Source organism: Lentzea kristufekii, from assembly GCF_033949925.1.
GTDB lineage: Bacteria > Actinomycetota > Actinomycetes > Mycobacteriales > Pseudonocardiaceae > Lentzea > Lentzea kristufekii.
The window spans coordinates 57982-78824 of sequence record NZ_JAXAVV010000020.1; the positions used below are offsets into that span (position 1 = coordinate 57982).

General features: G+C 69.6%; 25 protein-coding genes. 14 read left to right on the plus strand and 11 right to left on the minus strand.

Going from position 1 to position 20843, the window contains the following annotated elements:
* Positions 1-20: 20 nt before the first annotated feature.
* From SK571_RS33300 to SK571_RS33310, 3 genes are read right to left on the minus strand one after another with little or no spacing between them, the layout of a single operon-like run.
* Positions 21-878 (minus strand): PfkB family carbohydrate kinase, encoded by an 858-nt coding sequence (locus SK571_RS33300; RefSeq protein ID WP_319988072.1) that lies wholly within the window; start codon positions 876-878, stop codon positions 21-23.
* Positions 879-897: 19 nt separating this feature from the next.
* Positions 898-1647 carry a hypothetical protein gene (locus SK571_RS33305; protein WP_319988073.1) on the minus strand — a complete coding sequence of 250 codons (750 nt, stop codon included), beginning with the start codon at positions 1645-1647 and terminating at the stop codon, positions 898-900.
* A gap of 24 nt (positions 1648-1671) precedes the next feature.
* Positions 1672-2796 (minus strand): GAF domain-containing protein, encoded by a 1125-nt coding sequence (locus tag SK571_RS33310; protein ID WP_319988074.1) that lies wholly within the window; start codon positions 2794-2796, stop codon positions 1672-1674.
* Positions 2797-2923: 127 nt separating this feature from the next.
* On the opposite strand from SK571_RS33310, the gene adh reads away from it, so the two are divergent.
* From adh to SK571_RS33340, 6 genes are all read left to right on the plus strand, one after another.
* Positions 2924-4447, plus strand: coding sequence for an aldehyde dehydrogenase (adh, locus tag SK571_RS33315; protein WP_319988075.1), 1524 nt, complete (start codon positions 2924-2926; stop codon positions 4445-4447).
* The gene (locus SK571_RS33320; protein WP_319988076.1) at positions 4447-4812 is read left to right on the plus strand and encodes a DUF779 domain-containing protein; all 366 of its coding nucleotides are present in this window, start codon (positions 4447-4449) and stop codon (positions 4810-4812) included. Before adh ends, SK571_RS33320 begins: the two co-directional genes overlap by 1 nt.
* A 37-nt stretch (positions 4813-4849) precedes the next feature.
* Positions 4850-5704, plus strand: coding sequence for a hypothetical protein (locus tag SK571_RS33325; protein WP_319988077.1), 855 nt, complete (start codon positions 4850-4852; stop codon positions 5702-5704).
* On the plus strand, positions 5701-6543 hold the full coding sequence (locus SK571_RS33330) for a hypothetical protein (protein ID WP_319988078.1): 843 nt from the start codon (positions 5701-5703) through the stop codon (positions 6541-6543). The genes SK571_RS33325 and SK571_RS33330 overlap by 4 nt, the downstream gene beginning before the upstream one ends.
* Positions 6544-6612: 69 nt before the next feature.
* Positions 6613-7884 (plus strand): alpha/beta hydrolase, encoded by a 1272-nt coding sequence (locus SK571_RS33335; RefSeq protein WP_319988079.1) that lies wholly within the window; start codon positions 6613-6615, stop codon positions 7882-7884.
* A 48-nt stretch (positions 7885-7932) separates the two neighbouring features.
* Entirely contained in the window at positions 7933-8319 is a 387-nt protein-coding gene (locus tag SK571_RS33340; protein WP_319988080.1) for an SgcJ/EcaC family oxidoreductase, read from the plus strand.
* On the opposite strand, the gene SK571_RS33345 is transcribed toward SK571_RS33340, so the two are convergent.
* The gene (locus SK571_RS33345) at positions 8316-9311 is read right to left on the minus strand and encodes a chitinase (RefSeq protein ID WP_319988081.1); all 996 of its coding nucleotides are present in this window, start codon (positions 9309-9311) and stop codon (positions 8316-8318) included. The two genes, SK571_RS33340 and SK571_RS33345, sit on opposite strands and share 4 nt — an antisense overlap.
* A 232-nt stretch (positions 9312-9543) precedes the next feature.
* On the opposite strand from SK571_RS33345, the gene SK571_RS33350 reads away from it, so the two are divergent.
* Positions 9544-10044 carry a hypothetical protein gene (locus tag SK571_RS33350; protein WP_319988082.1) on the plus strand — a complete coding sequence of 167 codons (501 nt, stop codon included), beginning with the start codon at positions 9544-9546 and terminating at the stop codon, positions 10042-10044.
* A gap of 68 nt (positions 10045-10112) precedes the next feature.
* Here the strand turns inward: SK571_RS33350 and SK571_RS33355 are convergent, their stop codons facing one another.
* Both SK571_RS33355 and SK571_RS33360 read right to left on the minus strand, forming a co-directional pair.
* The gene (locus SK571_RS33355) at positions 10113-11057 is read right to left on the minus strand and encodes an SDR family NAD(P)-dependent oxidoreductase (RefSeq protein ID WP_319988083.1); all 945 of its coding nucleotides are present in this window, start codon (positions 11055-11057) and stop codon (positions 10113-10115) included.
* Positions 11054-12001, minus strand: coding sequence for an SDR family NAD(P)-dependent oxidoreductase (locus SK571_RS33360; RefSeq protein WP_319988084.1), 948 nt, complete (start codon positions 11999-12001; stop codon positions 11054-11056). Before SK571_RS33360 ends, SK571_RS33355 begins: the two co-directional genes overlap by 4 nt.
* A 113-nt stretch (positions 12002-12114) precedes the next feature.
* Here SK571_RS33360 and SK571_RS33365 point away from each other — a divergent pair, with 113 nt between their 5' ends.
* A complete protein-coding gene (locus SK571_RS33365; protein WP_319988085.1) occupies positions 12115-12666 on the plus strand; it encodes a TetR/AcrR family transcriptional regulator in 552 nt (183 codons plus the stop codon).
* Here the strand turns inward: SK571_RS33365 and SK571_RS33370 are convergent.
* On the minus strand, positions 12602-13072 hold the full coding sequence (locus SK571_RS33370; protein WP_319988086.1) for a GbsR/MarR family transcriptional regulator: 471 nt from the start codon (positions 13070-13072) through the stop codon (positions 12602-12604). The genes SK571_RS33365 and SK571_RS33370 overlap by 65 nt on opposite strands.
* 66 nt (positions 13073-13138) lie before the next feature.
* On the opposite strand from SK571_RS33370, the gene SK571_RS33375 reads away from it, so the two are divergent.
* From SK571_RS33375 to SK571_RS33385, 3 genes are read left to right on the plus strand one after another with little or no spacing between them, the layout of a single operon-like run.
* Positions 13139-13672 (plus strand): FAD-dependent oxidoreductase, encoded by a 534-nt coding sequence (locus SK571_RS33375; RefSeq protein WP_319988087.1) that lies wholly within the window; start codon positions 13139-13141, stop codon positions 13670-13672.
* Positions 13673-13683: 11 nt separating this feature from the next.
* Positions 13684-15210, plus strand: a complete 1527-nt coding sequence (locus tag SK571_RS33380) for an alkaline phosphatase D family protein (protein WP_319988088.1) — start codon at positions 13684-13686, stop codon at positions 15208-15210.
* Positions 15207-16328: a hypothetical protein gene (locus SK571_RS33385; protein ID WP_319988089.1), complete on the plus strand. Its 1122-nt coding sequence runs from the start codon at positions 15207-15209 to the stop codon at positions 16326-16328. Before SK571_RS33380 ends, SK571_RS33385 begins: the two co-directional genes overlap by 4 nt.
* Positions 16329-16368: 40 nt before the next feature.
* Here SK571_RS33385 and SK571_RS33390 read toward each other — a convergent pair whose 3' ends face one another.
* Positions 16369-17403, minus strand: a complete 1035-nt coding sequence (locus tag SK571_RS33390; protein WP_319988177.1) for an aldo/keto reductase — start codon at positions 17401-17403, stop codon at positions 16369-16371.
* Positions 17404-17462: 59 nt separating this feature from the next.
* Between SK571_RS33390 and SK571_RS33395 the strand changes: the two genes are divergently transcribed.
* Together SK571_RS33395 and SK571_RS33400 are read left to right on the plus strand one after the other, a co-directional pair.
* Positions 17463-17852, plus strand: coding sequence for a MerR family transcriptional regulator (locus tag SK571_RS33395; RefSeq protein WP_319988090.1), 390 nt, complete (start codon positions 17463-17465; stop codon positions 17850-17852).
* 10 nt (positions 17853-17862) lie between these two features.
* Complete coding sequence (locus SK571_RS33400) at positions 17863-18531, plus strand: MOSC domain-containing protein (protein ID WP_319988091.1); 669 nt, start codon at positions 17863-17865, stop codon at positions 18529-18531.
* A 12-nt stretch (positions 18532-18543) separates the two neighbouring features.
* On the opposite strand, the gene SK571_RS33405 is transcribed toward SK571_RS33400, so the two are convergent.
* The 3 genes from SK571_RS33405 to SK571_RS33415 are packed head-to-tail and all read right to left on the minus strand — an operon-like array spanning position 18544 to position 19743.
* A complete protein-coding gene (locus SK571_RS33405; RefSeq protein ID WP_319988178.1) occupies positions 18544-18939 on the minus strand; it encodes a protein-tyrosine phosphatase family protein in 396 nt (131 codons plus the stop codon).
* A 28-nt stretch (positions 18940-18967) separates the two neighbouring features.
* Positions 18968-19357: a DUF1304 family protein gene (locus SK571_RS33410; protein WP_319988092.1), complete on the minus strand. Its 390-nt coding sequence runs from the start codon at positions 19355-19357 to the stop codon at positions 18968-18970.
* Entirely contained in the window at positions 19354-19743 is a 390-nt protein-coding gene (locus tag SK571_RS33415; protein WP_319988093.1) for a cupin domain-containing protein, read from the minus strand. Before SK571_RS33415 ends, SK571_RS33410 begins: the two co-directional genes overlap by 4 nt.
* A gap of 88 nt (positions 19744-19831) precedes the next feature.
* On the opposite strand from SK571_RS33415, the gene SK571_RS33420 reads away from it, so the two are divergent.
* A complete protein-coding gene (locus tag SK571_RS33420) occupies positions 19832-20812 on the plus strand; it encodes a helix-turn-helix transcriptional regulator (protein ID WP_319988094.1) in 981 nt (326 codons plus the stop codon).
* Positions 20813-20843 lie beyond the last annotated feature (31 nt).

The following is a 20843-nucleotide window of genomic DNA, read 5'->3' on the forward strand; positions in this document are numbered from 1 at the left end:
CTCAACGATAACGCGCCTGATCAGCTTGCAGTGAGGCTCGGCCGTCCCCCGGGATGGGTCACAGTGGCCCCCGAGGCCTCGACGGCGAGCCTCGCCGCCTCCTCGGGGCCGTCTCCACGCGTGAGGGCGAACGCCAGCGCCGCCACGAACGCGTCCCCGCCCCCGGTCGTGTCCACCACCTCCACGTCCCCGAGCGGCACGACCAGTTCTCCCCCGTCCCACGCGAACACGTTGCCCACACCGTCCACGGCGAACGCCACGAGCTCCTTCGGCATCAGCTCGCGGGCCGCGCCCAGCGCGTCCTCCGCGCTCGCGAACTTCCGGCCGGTCAGCTGCTCGGCCTCGCGGTGGTCCGCGCGCACCACATCGGCGCACGCCAGCAGTTCGTCTCGCAGCCGTTCGGGTGCGCCGTCGAGCACCACCCGCCCGGTTGCCGCCCGTGCCGCCTTGAGAGCCACCTCCGGCGGTTGCTGCAGCTGCACGACCACGGTGGCCGCACCCGCGATGGTGTCGATCGGCAGATCCTCCTCGCGCAGCAGCACGCCGTCCGGAACGTCCTCCAGGTACCGCCACCCGTCGGCGACCACGTCCACGAACAGCGCGGTGTCGCACTCGGGCCGCCGCACCACGCCCTCGGTGGCGATCCCGTCCGCCCCGGCCCGCGCGATCAGCCGGGCGCCCACGTCGTCGTCGCCGACCACACCGACGAGCGCGACCGGCGCACCCAGCTGCGCGAGCCCGACCGCGATGTTCGCGCCCTTGCCGCCCAGCATCTCCCGGCGTTCCCGCACGGGCGTCGTGCCTCCGGCGTCCGGCACCTCGTCCACGACGAGGACCAGGTCCCGTCCCACCTGCCCGACCACGACGACGTCGTCCATGGTGGAGGACTACCCAGGATCAACTCCGCGGGAACCGGTCGGTGACGTCGAGCCCGTCCGGCAGCACCGCGAACAGGTCGACCGGCGTCCGCTGCGACACCATCTCGCCGCGGTGCAGCCGCTTGAGCCGGTCCCTGGCCACGACGACCTGCTGGCTCGGGGCGGAGAGCACGATGACCGGCACCGCGCCCTGGGCGACGTGCGCGCTCACCCGGTCCGCGGTCCCGCGCCCGAACTTGAGCACCGTCCCGTACCGCACGAGGTAGAGCAGGTTCTCCTCGCCGCGCACGCGCTTGAGCTGCCGCACTTCGCCGGTCTCGTCGTCGCGGCCCCACGTGCCGTGCGACTTGGTCAGCCACCGGTACCCGGTCCACGGCAGCCCGTGCACGTCCGTCGCGAGCACGGTCCAGCCGGGCCGGAAGTACTTGGCGAGGCGGACCTTCACGGTCGTCGCGGCGATGAACTCCGAGTTCTCCCGCCAGGTGCCGTCGAGCTCCAGCCGGTGCGCGATCTTCTGCACCGCCGGGTCCGGCACGGACCTGTCGTCCAGGCACACCAGGCACCTCGTGCGCCAGCCGACGCCGCACGAGCGCGCGACACCGCACCAGCCGCACTGCTGGATCTGCACGGGCGCGCCACCGGGCCTGTCGTGCAGCACCTTCATCTGGTCGGACACGACCTGCAGACACGGCGCGCACAAAGCACACCACGCGACCTCGGTGACCTCCTTGCGCGGCAACCGGGTCATGCAGTTGATGCACTGCTTCACTTTGCCCTCCCCTGGCGGGAAAGCCTATTCCAGCGCCCTTCGCAGGCGCGAGGAGACGAGAGCGTGACGAGGATCCGTGACCGGGAGCAGCGAGTGCAGCCGTTCGAGCACCTCGGCGTCCTCACCGTTGTCCGCGAACGACAGCAGCGCGTCGAGATCTCCCCGCTCCAGCACGCCCTTGCGCACCGCGGCGGCGAGGTCGGCCCGCTCCTCGCGAATCGCCGGCGCGTCCGAACGGGGTAGCAGATCACCGCCGTAGTGCCGGGTCGCCCTGCCCGCGTCACCGGACCTGAGTGCGGTCCGCACGTCCAGGAAATCACCGCGCACCACGGCATCCAGCCGGTACGGCCTCGTCAGCAGGACACCACCGAGCTGCGCACGCAGCCTGTGCAGCTCCGCGCGGACCGTGGTCGGGTTCCCACGTTCACCATAGAGCAACAACGCGAGTTGTTCCGCCGTCAAGCCCTTGGGGTGCAGCGCGAGCGCCGTCAGGACCTCCGCGTTGCGCAACGTCAGCGCCAGCGGCCGTCCGTCGAGGTCGGCGCGCAGCCCGCCGAGGAAGCTCAGCGTCAGCACGTGCTGCCGCGGCGCGAACCGCTGCAGGTGGTGCTCGGCCAGCCGGGCGGCCGCGGACACGAGCTGCGCGACGGCCGGGTGCATCGTCTTCAACGGCCCGCTGACGTCGACGACCCCCAGCAGCAACCCGGTGTGGGGGTCGTGGATCGGGCTCGCCGCGCACGTCCAGCCGTGGTAGGTGCGCACGAGGTGTTCGCGGGAGTGGACGGTGACGGATTTCCCGGTCACCAGCGCGGTGCCCATCGCGTTCGTGCCGATGACGTCCTCGCTCCACCGCGACCCCTCGGTGAGGTGGACGCGTTCGGCCTTGTGCCGGACCTGGTTGTCGCCCTCGCACCACAGGACGTGGCCGCGGGTGTCGGTGACGATCATGATCGTGTCGTCCATCGACAGCGTGTGCGTGAGCAGCGGGACGGTCGCGGCCAGCGGGTGCGCGCCCCTCAGGTCCGCGACCTCGTCGAGCTCGTAGACGACCGGCGCCTCGTGCCTGTCCGGGTCCACGCGCGCGGCAAGGGAGCGCCGCCACGACTCGAAGATCACCGGACGCGCGGCACCCAGCTCGACTGGGTCCATCGGTCCAGGATGCAGTCCGCGCACCACACCGGCAAGCCCGTCGTTGCTCCGATCGGATGCAACGTGGGTGAAACGTTGCCGGTTCTACGTTCGCCGCCTGTTCGCAACGACGCGGGAGGCAGACCCCATGGCGAAGTACGCGGCTCCAGGACAACCGGACAGCGTGGTCACGTATCGCGACCGGTACGACCACTTCATCGGAGGCGAGTACGTGCCGCCCGCCAAGGGCCAGTACTTCGCCAACCCCACACCGGTCACCGGTGAGGACTTCACCGAGATCGCGCGGGGCACCGCCGAGGACGTCGAGCACGCGCTGGACGCGGCCCACGGCGCCGCCCGCGCGTGGGGCAGGACGTCCGTCGCGGACCGCGCCAACGTGCTCAACAAGATCGCCGACCGCATCGAGGCCAACCTGGAGATGCTCGCGGTCGCGGAGACCTGGGACAACGGCAAGGCCGTCCGCGAGACGCTGGCCGCCGACCTGCCGCTCGCCGTCGACCACTTCCGCTACTTCGCGGGCGCGCTGCGCGCCCAGGAGGGCGGCATCTCGCAGATCGACGAGGACCTGGTCGCCTACCACCTGCACGAACCGCTCGGCGTCGTCGCGCAGATCATCCCGTGGAACTTCCCGATCCTGATGGCGGTCTGGAAGCTCGCGCCCGCCCTGGCCGCGGGCAACGCGGTCGTGCTCAAGCCCGCCGAGCAGACTCCGGCGTCGATCCACGTCCTGATGGAACTGATCGCCGACCTCATCCCGCCGGGCGTGCTGAACGTCGTCAACGGTTTCGGCGTCGAGGCGGGCAAGCCGCTCGCGTCCTCGCGACGCGTCGCGAAGGTGGCGTTCACCGGCGAGACGACCACCGGCCGGTTGATCATGCAGTACGCCAGCGAGAACATCATCCCCGTCACGCTCGAGCTCGGCGGCAAGTCGCCGAACGTGTTCTTCTCCGACGTGGCCGCGCAGCGGGATGCCTTCTACGACAAGGCACTCGAAGGTTTCACGATGTTCGCCCTGAACCAGGGCGAGGTCTGCACGTGCCCGTCGCGGGCGCTGATCCAGAGCGACATCTACGACAGCTTCATGGGCGACGCCGTCGAGCGCACCAAGGCCATCAAGCAGGGCCACCCGCTCGACACCGAGACGATGATGGGCGCGCAGGCGTCCAACGACCAGCTCGAGAAGATCCTGTCCTACATCGACATCGGCAAGCAGGAAGGCGCCCGCGTGCTGACCGGCGGCGAGCGCGCCGACCTCGGTGGCGAACTGTCCGGCGGCTACTACGTGACGCCGACGATCTTCGAGGGCGACAACAAGATGCGGATCTTCCAGGAGGAGATCTTCGGCCCGGTCGTCTCGGTCACCCGGTTCGCCGACTACGACGACGCCATGAAGACCGCCAACGACACCCTGTACGGCCTGGGCGCCGGCGTGTGGTCGCGCGACGGGTCCGTCGCCTACCGCGCCGGCCGCGACATCCAGGCGGGCCGCGTGTGGGTGAACAACTACCACGCCTACCCGGCGCACGCGGCGTTCGGCGGCTACAAGCAGTCCGGCATCGGCCGCGAGAACCACCGCATGATGCTCGACCACTACCAGCAGACCAAGAACCTGCTCGTCAGCTACTCACCGAACGCCCTGGGCTTCTTCTGATGCCCCGCGTCGCACTGACCCCTGAGGCCGCGGACGTCCTCCGCGGCCTCAGGGCCGACCACGGCGACCTGATGTTCCACCAGTCCGGCGGCTGCTGCGACGGCTCGGCCCCGATGTGCTACCCCCTCGGGGAGTTCCGCACCGGATCGTCCGACGTCCACCTCGGGGACCTCGCGGTGGACGAGTTCGTCATTCCTGTGTGGATGTCCGCGGCGCAGTTCGAGTACTGGAGCCACACGCACCTGACGATCGACGTGGTGCCCGGCCGTGGGAGCGGTTTCTCGCTGGAGGCACCGCTGGGAGTGCGTTTTCTGGTGCGCTCCCGGCTGCTGACGGACGACGAGCTGCAACGCGGAGACCGCTGACCGGTGACGACCGCGGTCATCCCACTACCATGCGCGCATGACCGTCCAATGCGGATGCTGCGGAGCCGAGATCACCTCTACGGACCGCATCGACTACAGGTTGAACCGTCCGGAGCAACTGCTCGGGGTGCCCGGTGAGCGACTCGGCGCGCCCACCGGCGGCCTGCTCGTCGGACCGGACGGCGACTCCTACATCCGTTGCCTGCTCCCGGTTCGGCTGACCGGCGGAACCGAGATCGTGTTCGGCGCGTGGACGCAGATCAGCAAGGTCGACGCGATGTACGCCCACGCCGTGTGGGACAACGACGAGCAGTACGCGAACCTGCGTGTCACCGGCACGTTCGCGAACGTCATCAAGCCCTGGGACGTGCTCGGGGTGCCTGTCGAGGCCGCGGTGCTCAACACCGACGAGCTGCCGTACTTCACCGCGCACCCGTTGCTGGAGCGCGAATGGGACCGCGACGAGGTGCTGTGCCGCATCCGGCACCCGCTGCCCGTGCCGGTCCGCGAGACGCTCGGCGAGGTCTGGACCATCGAACGGACCGAGGGCATGCGCTGCGTCGTCGACGGCCGCACGGTCAGGTTCACGAGCCCGGACCGCCGGGTGGCGCTCGACGTCTACGCCGACCTCACCGGCGGCAGCGTGAGCGACTTCCTCGGCGCGGTCCTCGACGGCTACCCCGCGAGCGCCGAGCACTCCGTGGAGCACAACGGCCCTGAGTTGCGTCACGCGTTCTGGCTGAGCGAGGTGATCGACGGCCATGAGGAACAGGTGTTCCACGGGCACGTCGTCCGTCCTGGCACGATGATCTCCGTGCGCTGCGTGCACCGCTATCCGGTGGACAGGGCGTGGGCGCAGCACGTGCTCAACAGCGTCCGGTACATCGGGTGACGGCCTGCGACTGCTGCGGCACCGAGATCGACGATTCGGGCGCCATCGACCTGGACCTGGGTCTGCCGCCCGGCGTGCGCGCCCCCTCGCTCCTGGCCAACGGCAACGTGCTCCTGACCGACGACGCCGCGTACGTCCGGTGCGTGCTGCTCGTAGAGATGACCGGTGACCTGGAGCTGTGGTTCGGCGCCTGGATGCGGGTCGATCCGCAGGACGCCCGGTACGCGGCCGACTCGTGGGACGGCCCCGGTTACGCCTCGCTGAAGTTCACCGGCACGTTCGCGCACGACGTCAAGCCGTGGGACGGCCTGCGCGGCGCGGAGGTCGCCGCCGAGGTCCGCGAGCCCGAAGACCTGCCCGAGTACGTGCGGCACCCGTTGCTCGGGAAGGTCTGGGACCGCGACGAGGTGCTCAGCGGGTACCTGGTCGAGCTGCCGGTCTCGATCCAGCAGAAGCTGCCCGGCAGGTGGAGCATCGAGCGCACCGCGGGCCTCACCCCGCACGTGCTGGAGGAGGGCCTGCGGTTCGCCGGGCCCGGCCGCGCGGTGTTCGTCGACGTCCGCCGGGCCCAGGGCACGTCGGCCGACCGGTTCCTGGAGCTGGCGCTGGAGGGCGCCCCGGACGTGCCGGAGGAGCAGCGGTTCCAGGAACGCCACGGCGTCGAGTTGCGGCACGCCCTGTGGCTCACGTCCGCCTCGGGCCAGCACGAGTTCCACGGCCACGTCGCGCGGTTCGGCGAGATGGTCGTGGTGACCTGCGTGCACGACGACCCGGCCGACCACGTGTGGGCACGCCACGTGCTGAACAGCGTTCGCTTCCGCAGCGGACCGCGATCGTAACGTCAGGTAAATCCCAAGTTTGCGTGAGTGAGCTGGACCACTTGTCGAGCTCGACTCACGATTCCCGCCATGAACGTCCTGCTGGCATTCGCACTCACCGCGAGTCTCACGTCGCCGGTGCACCTGCCTCCGACCGCACCGTGCCCGGAGAACGTCCCCGCCGGCACCACCTGTTACGAAGGCCGGGATCCGAACGGCGCGTACTACACGATCGCCGTGCCGAAGAAGTGGAACAAGACGCTCGTCGTGCACTCGCACGGCGGCCCCGATCTGGGCGATCCCACGCCGGAGCGCACGCGCGACGACCTGAACCGCTGGTCGGTCATGGTCAAGGAGGGCTACGCGTGGGCCGGCACCTCGTACCGGCGGGGTGGTTACGGCACGCGGATGGCCGCCGAGGACACCGACAACCTGCGCAGGATGGTCGTCGGGATGCTCAAGCCGCACAAGGTGTACCTCCACGGGCAGTCGTGGGGCGGCAACGTCGCGGCGAAGACCATCGAGCTGTACAAGGGTTATGACGCGGCGCTGCTCACGAGCGGCGTACTCGCCGGCGGTTCGCGCGGGTACGACTACCGCGTCGACCTGCGCGTGGTCTACCAGTACTACTGCGGCAACCACCCGCGGCCGTCCGAGGTGCAGTACCCGCTGTGGCAGGGCCTGCGCCCCGGTTCGACGATGACGACCGCCGGCCTGCGCAGCAGGATCGAGGAATGCCTCGGCGTGGCAGGAAGTCGCACGCCCGAGCAGCAGCAGAAGCTGACGGACATCCTCACGGTCACGAAGATCCCCGAGGAGACGCTGAACTCGCACCTGAACTTCGCGACGTTCACGTTCCGCGACATCGTGCACAACCGCCTGGGCGACCGGAACCCCTGGAGCAACACGGGTGTGGTGTACAAGGGTTCGCACGACGACGCGGCGCTGAACGCGGGCGTCGAACGCTTCGCCGCCGACCCGGCGGCCCGCGCCGAACTGGCCTACGACAGCGACCTCACCGGCAAGATCGACATTCCGGTCCTGACGGTGCACGCGATCGGCGATCCCACCGCGTTCGTCGAGCACGAGTCGGCTTACCGCGACGTCGTGAAGAAGGCCGGCCGCTGGTACAACCTCGTGCAGACCTTCACGACCGAGGCGACGCACAGCGCGTTCAGCGACTCCGAGTACGCCGCGGCCATGCAGTCCCTGGCGACCTGGGAGAAGTTCGGCGTGCGTTCCAACCCGTTCCTGATCTCGTACGCCTGCCCCGGCCACGACCAGAAGTACGGCACGGGCTGCTTCTACAACCCTTGGTACCAGCCGAAGTCCTACGAGTCGCGGGTCGCGCCTCGCGAATGACCCGACGGGCTTGACCTCCAGCATGGTCGAGGTACGACGATCTTGGCCATGAACGACATCGCAGAGATCGAGAAGCTCGTCGCCACCGTCCAGCACTCGCAGCAGAACGAGCTTCCCGAGGAGTTCATCGGCCTCTTCCGCTCCGACGCGATCTGGACGACCGCGCACGGCAAGCGGCTCACCGGCCGTGACGAGATCGCCTCCTTCACCCGCCAGGTCCTGCCCGGCGCGGCGAAGGAGGCGACCGCCACGTACGAGGTGGCCCACGTGCTGTTCATCCGGCCCGACGTGGCGGCCGTCAAGATCCGCCAACGCCCCGTCCGGCCCGACGGCACTCCGATCCTCGACCAGAACGAGGGCTCACCGCTCTACGTCCTGTCCAAAGAGGACGGCGCCTGGCGGATCGCCGCCGGGCAGAACACCATCGTGCTCTAACGGCCCTGCAACGACTTCACCTTGTCGCCGAAGGTCCAGTTCTTCGAGCCGTCCCAGTTGATGGACCAGGTCATGAGTCCCTTGAGCTGGCCACCGAAGCTGTTCCACGCCTGCCCGACCAGTGTGGGGCTCATGTAGCCGCCACCGGCGCCGGGCTGCGCGGGCAGCCCGGGAACCTGCTTGTCGTAGGGCACCTTGATCGTGGTGCCCTGCACGACCAGCCCCTTGTTCAGGCACTGCGTCTGCGCCACGAACCCCTGCACGGTGCCGGCCGAGTAGCTGTCGCCGGAGCAGCCGTACATGGAACCGTTGTAGTACTGCATGTTCAGCCACCACAGACGACCGTTGTCCGCGTACTTCTTGATGATCGGCAGATAGGCACCCCAGATCGAGCCGTAGGCGACGCTGCCGCCCGTCACGTACGCGGTCTCCGGCGCCATGGTGAGCCCGAACCCGGCCGGCATGGCCGCCAGCACGCCGTCGATGATGCGGACGAGGTTCGCCTGCGACGCCGACAGCTGGTTGATGTTGCCGCTGCCGACCAGGCCTGTCTCGATGTCGATGTCGATCCCGTCGAAGTTGTACTTCTTCAGGATCGGTACGACGGTCGCGACGAACCGGTTGGCCACAGCGGCCGAACTCAGGTCGATGCCCGCCGTCGCACCACCGATCGACAGCAGGATGGTGGCCCCGTCCGCCTTCGCCGCACACATCTCGGCGGGCTTGGCGACCTTCACCCCGGCGTCCATGCCGTCCTCCCACAGCACGGTGCCGTCGGAGCGGATCACGGGGAACGCCGCGTTGATCACGTTGTAACCGTGCTGCTTGATGCGGCTGTCGGTGATCGGGGTCCAGCCGAACGGCGGGTGCACCCCGTTGGACGCGCCGTCCCAGTTCTCCCAGTACCCGTGCAGGACCTTGCCTGCCGGGCGGGGCTTGAGCGCGCACGTGTCGGCCGCCTGGGCGGTGGACGGGACGAGCAGGGTGCTCATGAGCAGAAGCAGGGCTGTCAGTGCCCTTGGCAACAAGCGGGCAGACATTCGCTCACCTTTCGCTTACAGGCGGCGACCCACTGTCATTGAAGCACGAAATGGTCCAGACCTCTACCGCGCCGATGCGGTCACCTCGGAGGCTTGGCCCCGGCTATATTTCCTTCGTGTCAGGACGCTTACGGGGTGCTTCCGACCTTTCGCCCAGCGGCAGGCGGGTCATGTCATGACGAGCGTGGGAACACCTGAGGCCGAAGGCCCGGTGAGTCGCCCGCCGGCCTTCTTCGAGCAACCGTTCTGGACCGCGCTCGGGCTCGCGGTCATGAGCGCCGGCCCCGTGGCCCTGGCGGCCGGCTTGGGCGGGTACGCCCCCGACGAAGACAAGCTGGCCGTCGTCGTGACCGGCCTCGTCCTGACCGCTGTCACCGTGGTCGTCACGACCATCGCCGTCGTCGGCACCGCGCGGGACCGGCGGGTGTGGCGTGAGCTGGACACGGCCGGCGTGCGCGTCCTGGGTCAGGTCACATCCGCCGAGCGCGTGTGGTGCGGCGAGGACCGCTGCACCAGGGTCCGGATGCTGGTCACCGTGCCGGGCCGGCCGCCGTTCACCACGAGCCACCTCGTCCACGGTGAGAAGATCGTCGAAGTCGGGGAGAGCTTCCTGGTCGACGTGCACCCGACGCGCAACCTCTTCCGCCTGGTCGACGACCTGCCCTCGGGTGAGACGTCCCGATAGCGCCTCACCCGGTCACAGGCTCGACCAGCACTCACCTCGACCGCGGCGACCTGGAGTTCGCCACAGACTCAGGCCGCCTTGAGCGACCAGAGGATCTCCTCGGAGACCCTCCACAGGCGGGCTGCCGCCTCCTGGTCCTGGGCGTACGGGGCCACGCCGCGCATGTGCGAGCCGCCCGAGACCGGCTCGGCCTCGTTGCAGTCCTCGAAGTACCTGCCCGAGATGCCGTCCAGCAGCGGGGTCGTGGCCACCACGAGGGTGGTCGCGGCGCCCTGTTCCGGCGTCTTGACGCGGCGGGTGGCCGCTGCGCCGCTGAGGCGGATGCGCTCCTGCAGCTCCTCCGTGGTGAGGTGGCGCTGGAGGTTGGTGGCGATGCTGCCGGGCATCAGGGCGTTCATGGTGATGCCCTCGTTCGCCCAGCGGGGGCCGGCCTCTACGCCGAAGAGGATGTTCGCGGTCTTGGACTGGCCGTAGGCCTGCCAGCGGTCGTACTCGCGGCGGGCGTAGTGGATGTCGTCGAACACGACCTCGCTCATCAGGTGGGCGGAGGAGCTGACGTTCACCACTCGGGCGCCCTCGGCTCGCAGGGAGTTGAAGAGGCCCAGGGTCAGGGTGAAGTGGCCGAAGTGGTTCGTGGCGAACTGGAGCTCCCAGCCCTCCGGCGTGCGCGTCAGCGGGGTGGCCATGACACCCGCGTTGTTGATCAGCAGGTGCAGCGGCCCGTCCCAGGTGCGGGCGAAGGCCTTCACGGAGGACTGCGAAGCCAAGTCCAGGTGGGCCACCGAGATGTGCTTGTTGCCGGTGGACCTGGACAGGGAGGCCGCCACGCGCTGGGCCGCGTCGATGTCGCGGGCCGCGATCGTCACCTCGGCGCCGGCCGTGGCCAGGGCCCGGACGGTTTCCACGCCGATGCCCGAGGCGCCGCCGGTGACGATGGCCCGGCGGCCGGCCAGGTCGGCGGTGGCCGCCACGTCCAGGGCCGTCGTGCCGAAGCCGAATCCTGTGGTGATCATGCCTGCACCTTCAGCGTTTCCTCGGAGACCTTCCACAGCTGAGCAGCGGCCTCGGGGTCGGCCGCGTAGGCGGCCAGGCCGTTGGTCGTGCCCTCGGCGTGCGGAAGTGCCTCGTTGCAGTCTTCGAAGTAGAGGCCCGAACGGCCCTCCACCAAGGGGGACACGGCGAGCACCAGCGTGGTGGCCGCGCCCTGCTCCGGCGTCTTGAGCCGGAGCGGGTTGTCGCCGCCGCCGCGCAGCCTGATGCGCTCCTGCAGCTCCTCCTGCGAGATGTGGCGCTGCAGCGCCGTCAGGATGCCGCCGGGCATCAGCGCGTTCATCGTGATGCCGTCGCCCGACCAGCGGCGGCCCGCCTCCACGCCGAACAGCACGTTGGCGGTCTTGGACTGGCCGTAGGCCTGCCAGCGGTCGTACTCGCGGCGCTCGAAGTGGATGTCCTCGAACACCACCGGGCTGCTCAGGTGGCCTGCCGAGCTGACGTTGACCACGCGGGCGCCCTCGGCGCGCAGCGCGTCGAACAGGCCGAGCGTCAGCGTGAAGTGGCCGAAGTGGTTCGTGGCGAACTGGAGCTCCCAGCCCTCCGGCGTGCGCGTCAGCGGGGTGGCCATCACGCCCGCGTTGTTGATCAGCAGGTGCAGCGGCCCGTCCCACGCCGCGGCGAAGGCCTTGACCGACTCCTGCGAGGTCAGCTCCAGAGGAGCGACCAGGACGCTGCTGTTGCCCGTGGTGGCGGAGACGTCGGCGGCGACCTCGCGGCCCGCCTCGACGTCGCGCGCCGCGATGGTGACCTCGGCTCCCGCGGCGGCCAGCGCCCGCACGGTCTCGACGCCGATGCCCGACGCCCCACCGGTGACCACGGCGCGACGGCCCGAGAGGTCGACGCCCTCGACGACCTCGAGAGCCGTGCTCCCGAAACCGAACGGGGTGGTGATGCGCTCACTCATCTGACTTCCCCAACCTGTGTCGTACACTGAAACGGAGGTGCCTCCGGTTCGAGTTCCACACTAAGCGGAGGACCCTCCGTTTAGCAAGTGGCGTGCCCCATGGGAGTGATGAAGTGCGTGCAGACGCGGTCCGCAACCGAGGGCTGCTGATCGAGGTGGCGCTCGACGCGTTCACCCACGAGAAGGACGTGACGCTCGGCGCCATCGCCAAGAAGGCGGGCGTCGGGATCGGCACGCTCTACCGCCACTTCCCCACCCGCGAGGCGCTGATCGAGGCCGTCTACCGCACCGAGCTGGAAAAGCTCTGCGACGCCGCGCCCGAACTGCTCGAGACCCACGAGCCCGCGGCGGCGCTGAGGGAGTGGATGGACCGCTTCATCGCCTACGCCGCGACGAAACGCGACCTCAAGGACGCGCTGCAGGCCGTGATCGCACTGGGCCTGAACCCGTTCGAGCACAGCCGCGCGAAGATGACCGAGGCCGTCAAGACCCTGCTGACCCCGCTGAACGCGCGCACCGAGCCCATGGACCTGATGGCGCTGCTGATCGGCGTCGCCCAGAACGGCGACCAGGATCAGGCGAAGCGGATGCTCGACCTGATCATGAACGGGGTTCTCCACGACGCTGCCGCTCGAAGCGCTCCACCAGCATCGGCGCCTCGTTGAGCAGGAACGTGTAGAAGTCCCGCATGTACTCGAGCCGGTCGTGCGCGCGACCGGGCCCGACCGCGTCGACCCCCTTCTCCACGGCACGCAGCACGTCGTCGACCACGGAGTGCTGCCGCGAGTAGAGCGTCGTCCAGGCGTTGTCGCGCATCCGGAAGTGCTCACGCCGGCTGCCCGCGACGTGGATCCGCTCGATCAGGCCCATCTGCGCGACCATCTTGATCGCGCCGGACACCGAGCCCGCGCTCACACCCAGTTCCTCGGCCAGATCGCCGGCGGTCAGCGTGTCCTTCTCGGCGAACAGGAACGCCGCCAGAGCCCGCGCCCCCATCCGCTGCATCCCGGCGCCGACCAGCGTGAGCGCCAGGTGCTCGGCGGCCTCCCTGCGCTCTGTCTCGCCCGTCACAGTCACCCTGTCTTCAGAAATTTCTGAACGTTCGCTAGCCTCAATCCTAGGGGGAAGGGGCTGGCCATGGCCACAGCGTTCACCGGCACAGCACTCGTCGTCGGCGCGGGGATCGCCGGTCTCGCCACCGCGCTCAGGCTCGCCCGCAGCAGGTGGGAGGTGGTCCTGCTGGACCACGGCGTCCCCTGCGAGCCCGTCCCGATCACCGGTCCGGACCGCCACGCGGCCAGACGGCTCGCGGCGCTTCCCCACGACCTGCACTACGAGACCCGCCACAGCAAGGTCACCGCACTGCACCCCGACCGGTTCGGCGTCACGGTCGCCTTCCACGACCACGACGACGAGTGGTTCGACATCGTCGTGTGCGCCCACCCGTGCTGCGAAGCCGAACGATTACCCGGCCTGTGCCTCGAAAACTGGTCCCGCGACCACGTCGCCCTGCTCTACCGCGCCGTCCGCGACACCGGCCTCCCGCTCAGCGCCGCCGAGCTGCTCGCCGACGCGTTCGACATCCACACCGACGACCGCGCTGCTCTTGGTTGGTGGGAAACCACTCTGAAGCCGCACACAATTAGGCGCGCCTTTACCCGCGTTCGGTAAGCCTGCGGGTCATGACCACGTTACGGAGACGCACCTTCATCGTGGGCGGCCTCGCGGGAGCGAGCGCCGCGGCCAGCATCGGATTGGCGTCCTCCGCCCCCGCGAACGCCATCAGCTATCCCTTCACCCTGGGAGTCGCATCCGGCGAACCGGCAGCCGACGGGTTCGTGATCTGGACCCGCCTCGCCCCGAACCCGCTGAACGCCGACGGTCTCGGCGGAATGCCCAACACCAACACCGCCGTCGACTGGCAGGTCGCCACCGACGAGCGCTTCACCGCCATCGTCCGCACCGGCACGTTCACCACCACCCAGGCAAGCGCTCACTCCGTGCACGTCACCCTGACCGGCCTGGAGCCGGGACGTGAGTACTGGTACCGCTTCCGCACCGGCGGCCACATCTCCCCCGCCGGCCGCGCCCTCACCGCACCGGCGGTCGGCACGCAACCCGAACTGACCATGCTCTTCGCCTCCTGCTCGCACTACGAGGAGGGCTACTTCACGGCCTACCGCCGGATGGCCGAGGAACACCCCGACCTGATCCTGCACCTCGGCGACTACATCTACGAAGGCGGCGCCACCACCACGAAGGTCCGCCAGTTCGCGCCCGCCACCGAGATCAGCACGCTCGCGAACTACCGCGTCCGCCACGCCCAGTACAAGACCGACCCGGACCTGCAGGCCGCGCACGCCACGGCGCCCTGGCTCGTCGTCTGGGACGACCACGAGGTCGAGAACAACTACGCCGACCTCGTCCGCAACGACAGCAGCCCGGCCGGTGACTTCACGGCACGCCGCGCGGCCGCCTACAAGGCCTACTACGAGCACATGCCGCTGCGCAGCGCCCAGGCGCCGACCGCGGAGAACATGCTGCTGCACCGCAGGGTCCGCTGGGGCAGCCTCGCCACGTTCCACATGCTCGACACCCGCCAGTACCGCAACGACCAGGCGTGCGGCGACGGCACGAAGGTCTGTCCCGCCGCCGACGACCCGGCACGCTCGCTCACCGGCACCTCGCAGGAGACGTGGCTGATCGACGGCCTGCGCCAGAAGCTCGGCACGTGGGACTTCCTGGGCCAGCAGGTGTTCTTCGCGCAGCGGCTCGCCGCCGCGGACGGGTCCAAGAGCATGGACTCGTGGGACGGCTACACCGCCAACCGCACCCGGATCCAGAACGCCTGGGACACCAACGGCAACAAGGGCACGGTCGTGCTCACCGGCGACGTGCACCGCAGCTGGGGCGCGAACCTCATGCAGAACTACGGGACCCAGAACCGGATCATCGGCACCGAGCTCGTCACCACCTCCATCACGTCCGGCGGTGACGGCAACGCGGCCGACAACAGCCTCAACCCGACGCTGAACCCGCACGTGAAGTACTTCAAGAACCTGCGCGGTTACGTCAAGACCCGCACCACCTCGGCCGAGATGCGCGTCGACTTCCGCGCCGTCGACAAGGTCACCGTCCGCGACTACCCGGTCAAGACGGTCGGCAGCTACGTCGTCGAGTCCACCAACCCCGGATTGCAGGCGCCGTGAAGACACTGCTGCTCGCGAGCCTGCTGCTCGCCCCGGTTCCGATGACGTGGTCCACGGTCAACAGCGAGTCGACCGGCGACCAGGACAACGCGTCCGTCTCGGCCTCCCGCAACGGCTACACCGCCGTCGTCTGGGAGGACGACCGCGACACCACCGCCCCCGAGGACCCGGTCCACTCCGACGTCTGGATCCGCCTCTACAAAGAGGGAACGTCGGTCTACGAGAAGAAGCTCTCCACCGGCGGCACCGGCACCTGGCGCCACTGGCAGCCGGACGTGTCGGTGCGCGAGGACGGCAGTGCCGTCGTCGTCTGGTCGGAGGACCCCGACGGCAACGGCTACTACAACATCGCCGTCCGCTCCGTCAGCGCGTCCGGAACCGTGTCGGGTTCCGGCACTGCCAACGCGAGCGCCGACGGCCAGCAGTACTTCCCCAGCGTCGCGGCGGATCCCGACAGCGGCGGCTTCGCGGTCACGTGGGAGGACAAGCAGGGCACCGCCGCACCCACCGTGCGGGTGAGCGTGTTCGCGTCGATCAGCTCCAAGTCCTACGAGGCGCAGGTCAACAACGTCGGCGGCACCCACGCCAAACCCCAGGTCGCGATGGGTGCGGCCGGCAACGCGATCGTGGTGTGGGAGGCGGACGCGAACGTCGCCCGCAAGATCGTCACCCCGGCCGGTGGCGTGAAGCAGGCGCAGACCACGACGGGGCAGGGAAAGCGCCCCGCCGTGGCGGCGAACTTCAACGGCGACTTCGCCGTCGCCTGGGAGCAGTCCGGCGTCCGCACGCAGTCGTTCACGGCGGCCGGGACCTCACGCGGTGCCGTGGCGCAGACCACCGGCACCGACCCGCAGATCGGCATCGACGACCAGCTCGGCGTCGCGGTGACCACGACGGAGGCCCAGGACGTCCACACCAGTGTCTACAACCCCGACGGGACCACCACGGGTCGTCCCGAACGGCAGCTCACGGTCTCGAACGCCACCGGCAGGCAGGACGAGCCCGCCGTGGGCGTCGACCCGTGGGGCCGCGTCACCGTCGTCTACACCGACGACAACGACGGCAACGGGCACGACCAGATCTACCTGGGCACCGGCCTGAGCACCCAGCAGTGGTGAGCTGGTGGTGCGGCTCGGAACGTCGCCGGGCCGCGCACCACTACCGCTGATCGAGCGGCCGGCGTCGCTGGTGGACCTCCAGCAGCGACGCCGGCTTCCAGAACCCGTGCACGTCGTAGGTGTCCACACCGGGCGGCACGATCTCGTCGATCCGGTCCAGCACGTCGTCGGAGAGCACCAGCGAAGCGCCCTCCAGCAACGACTCCAGCTGCTCCATCGTGCGCGGCCCGATGATCGCCGACGTCACCGCCGGATGCGTCGTCGTGAACGCGATCGCGAGCGCCGGCAACGACACCCCCATCTCGTCGGCGAGCTTCGCGAACTGCTCCACGGCCTCGAACTTCGCCGCGTTGCCCGGCAGCGACTCGTCGAACCGCTCCGGGGTCAGCGTCGCCCGGAACGCCTCGGCCGACGCGCCCCGCCGGTGCCTGCCCGACAGGAACCCGCTGGCGAGCGGGCTCCACACCAGCACGCCCATCCCGAGGCGCTGGGCGGTCGGCAGCACCGACCGTTCGATCCCGCGCGCCAGCATCGAGTACGGCGGCTGCTCGGTCCGGAACCGCATCAGCCCCCGGTTCAGCGCCACGTGGTGCGCCTCGACGATCTCCTCGGCCGGGAACGTCGAGCACCCGAACGCCCGGATCTTGCCCTGCCGCACCAGATCCGTCAGCACGGACAGCGTCTCCTCGACGTCGGTCCGGTAGTCCGGCCGGTGCACCTGGTAGACGTCGATCCAGTCGGTGTCGAGCCGCCGCAGGCTGTCCTCGACGGCCCGCACGACGTGGCGCCGCGAGTTGCCGCTGCGGTTGCGCCCCTCCCCCAGCGGGAAGTGCACCTTCGTGGCCAGCACGACGTCGTCGCGACGGTCCTTCAGCGCCTTCCCGACGATCTCCTCGGACTCCCCGGCCGAGTACATGTCGGCGGTGTCGACGAAGTTGATGCCCGCGTCGAGGGCGCGGTGGATGATCCGCACGCCCTCTTCGTGGTCGTTGTTGGCAACGGAGCCGAACATCATGGCCCCGAGGCAGTGGTGACTGACCTCGATGCCGGTTCCCCCGAGAACGCGATAGCGCATGTTCATGGCGCGAACCTACGAAGTAGAGCCGACTCCAGGTCAAGCCTATGCTCGACGACATGGGGTTGAGCATCGGGCAGGTGGCCGAACGCACCGGGCTGAGCGTGCACGCGCTGCGGTTCTACGAGAAGGAGGGCATCCTCGCGCGCCAGGTCCAAAGAGGTCCGGGAGGCCGCCGGGTGTACACGCAGCAGGACATCGACTGGCTGCGCATGTGCATCATGCTGCGCATGTCCGGGATGCCGGTGCCGGAGATCCGCCGCTACACCGAACTGGTCCGCCAGGGCGACGGCAACGAACTGCAGCGCCTGGACATCCTGAAAGAACACCAGGAACGCGTCCAGCAGCAGATGGTGCAGCTGCAGGAGTGCATGGACCTGATCACCTACAAGGTCGGCAAGTACGAGGACTACGTCAATTCGATCGCCGCCAAGGCGGTCGGCCAATAGTCTCGTGCCCATGCCTGTCGTGCTCTCGCTGAACGTCGCCCGCAGGGCGATCCCGGTCGACTACGCCCGCGCGGGCGCCACCGGCATCGACAAACGCCCGGTCGACGGGCCGCTGCGGGTCAGCCCGCAGGGCCCCAAGGGGTCGGCGGGCAGCGGCGTCGCCGGTGACTCGATCGCCGACCGGACCGTGCACGGCGGCGAGTACCAGGCCGTCTACGGCTACGCGCGCGAGGACCTCGACTGGTGGCAGTCCGAGCTGGACGTCCCGCTGCACAACGGCCAGTTCGGCGAGAACCTGACCACGCAGGGCATCGACCACACGACCGCGCTGGTCGGCGAGCACTGGCGGATCGGCTCGGCGCTGCTGGAGGTCACCGGGTCGCGCATCCCGTGCCGTACGTTCGCCGAGTTCCTCGGGCAGCGCGGCTGGGTGAAGCGGTTCACCCAGCAGGCCCGGCCCGGTGCGTACTTCCGCGTGCTCGAGGAAGGCCTGATCGGGCCGGGCGACGAGATCACCGTCGTGCACCGGCCCGCCCACGACGTCACGGTCGAGCTGTTCTTCCGCGCCCTGACCACGGAGCCCGCGTTGCTGCCCCGGCTGCTCGCGGCCGGCGACTCGGTGCCACCGGAGATCGTCGAGCTGGTGCACAAGCGCTCCGCGGTCGAGCTCGATTCCTAGACCGCGGAGTTCCTACGCGGGAAAGTTCCTGACCCACCGCTTCTGCCACGGCGTCTCGACGGCACGCCGGTGGTAGTTCGCGCGCGTCCACGCCACGGCCTCGGCCGCCGGGACTCCGGCGAGCACGGCCAGGCACGAGATCACCGTGCCGGTCCGGCCGATGCCGCCGCTGCACGCCACCTCGACCTGCTCGCCGGAGAGCGCCCTGGCGTGCAGGGAGCGGATCAGCCTGATCGCGGCGTCGTGGTCACGCGGAAGGCGGAAGTCCGGCCAGTCGATCCAGTCGTGCGGCCACGGCACGTCGACCGGCTTCGGCTGCAGGTACACCCCGTACTGCGGGTGTGGCTCCACGTTCTTCCCGTCACGCAGGCCGCGCCCGGTGATCACAGCGCCGTCGGGTAGCTCGATCTTCTTCAAGGAATGCGCCCCCAGGCTCCTAAGCGAACAGCAACACTACCAGCGGCGGAATCCCTTCCGCCGCAACGCCTCCCCACGCCTGGTTGCGCGGGCGGCTCAGCGCCAGCTGATCGGCCACCGCCAGCACGACGCTGCCCGCCAGCATGAACCACGAGACGTAGAAGACCAGCGTGCGCCCGACCAGCTCCTGCCCGCCGTGCACCGCGATCAGCCCGGCGATCAGGCCGCACGCCAGGAACAGGTTGTAGAACCCCACCCCGAACGCCCACAGCCGGATCGCCGGCACGTCCCGCGCGGGCTGCCCGAACATCGACTGGTGGACGCACCCGATCAGGAACGCCTCGCACACCCACACCACGAGGTGCACCAGGGCGGCGACCGCGGCGGCGATCTGCGCGACGACGCTCACAGCGTCACCCCGTGGCGGCCCAACGCCTCCATCCCGTTCTCGGACAGGTCGCGGAAGAACGCACCCATGACCTCTCCCACGGCGAACGCCAGGAACTGCACGGACGGCGTGTGCACGGTGAACGTGTGGGACGCGTTGGGCGGGATCGTGATGGCATCACCGGGAGACAGGTCGAACAGCTCGCCGTCGAGGAACACCGCCATGCGTCCGTGCAGGACGTAGTAGGCCTTCGGCCACGGCGTGCGGTGCGGCGGCGCGGCCTCTCCCCGTGGCGCGTCCACCTCGAACAACTCGTAGGCGCCGCCCGTGGACTTCGCCGGGATCCGGACCGTGATCGTCGCGTCGGGCACGGTGAGCACGTCGCCCTCGCCTGTGGTGGTCATCATGCGCCGAAGCCTCCGCGCGCCGGGCGAGCGGAGGTATCCCGGAAAACTGGGATCCCGGACCGCCGGAGGCGGGCGCATACTGCCAACCATGTGGGAGGGTCGGGCGCTCGGCGTGCGACGCGACGTCACGGCACTGGCGAGCGCGGGGCTCGACGTCGCGCGACTGCACGAGGCGGCCATCGCCCTGGTCGACCGGGTGGTCCCGTGCGACCTCACCTGCTGGGCGTCGATGGCCCCGGACTCGGGCGTCTTCAGCACCATGACCAGCGGCGTCAACCGCATCCCGCAGCAGTACGAGCCGGTGCTCGCGACCTGCGAGTACACGCCCGGCGAACCGCACACCTTCGCGTCGCTGGCGCAGCGCGGCGACACGGTGGCGAGGCTCGAGGACAAGCGGTCGGCACGGCTGAACGAGGTCTGGCGGCCACTCGGTCTCAGTCACGAGCTGCGGTCGTTGTTCCGCGCCGGCGACACCTGCTGGGGCGGGGCGGGAATGGTGCGCACCAAGGACTTCACCGACCGCGAACTGGAGTTCATGACGTGGGTGGCACCCGCTCTGGGAGCCGCCACCCAGGTCGCGGCGCGCACTTCGGCCCGCCGGACCGGCGCTCCGGCCATCGTCGTGGTCGCCGGTGACGGCACGATCCGGGCCTCGACCGCGTCCACCGCGCGGTGGCGCGACGAACTGGAGGACGTCGCGCCCGGACGGTTCGCGGTGATGCTGCGGGCCGCGGCGGCCGGAGCACGTTCGGGGACGTTCAAGGCGAGGCTCCGCGACGCGCACGGCGGCTGGATCCTGCTCGAAGCGAGCGAACTCGTGGGCGACGGCGGGACGGCCGTGACGATCAGCCGGGCGTCGGGCGCGGACCTGCTGGGACTGCTGCTCAAGGCGCACGGCGTCACCAGCCGCGAGGAGGACGTCTGCCACGAGATGCTGGCCGGGCAGCCGACGTCCGGGATCGCGGTGCGGCTGGCCATCTCGCCCTACACCGTGCAGGACCACCTCAAGTCGCTCTTCACCAAGTTCGGGGTGCGCAGCCGGGCGGAGCTGGTCGCGAAGCTGTCCTGACCGGTGGCGCGAACACAGGACTCTTGGCGGG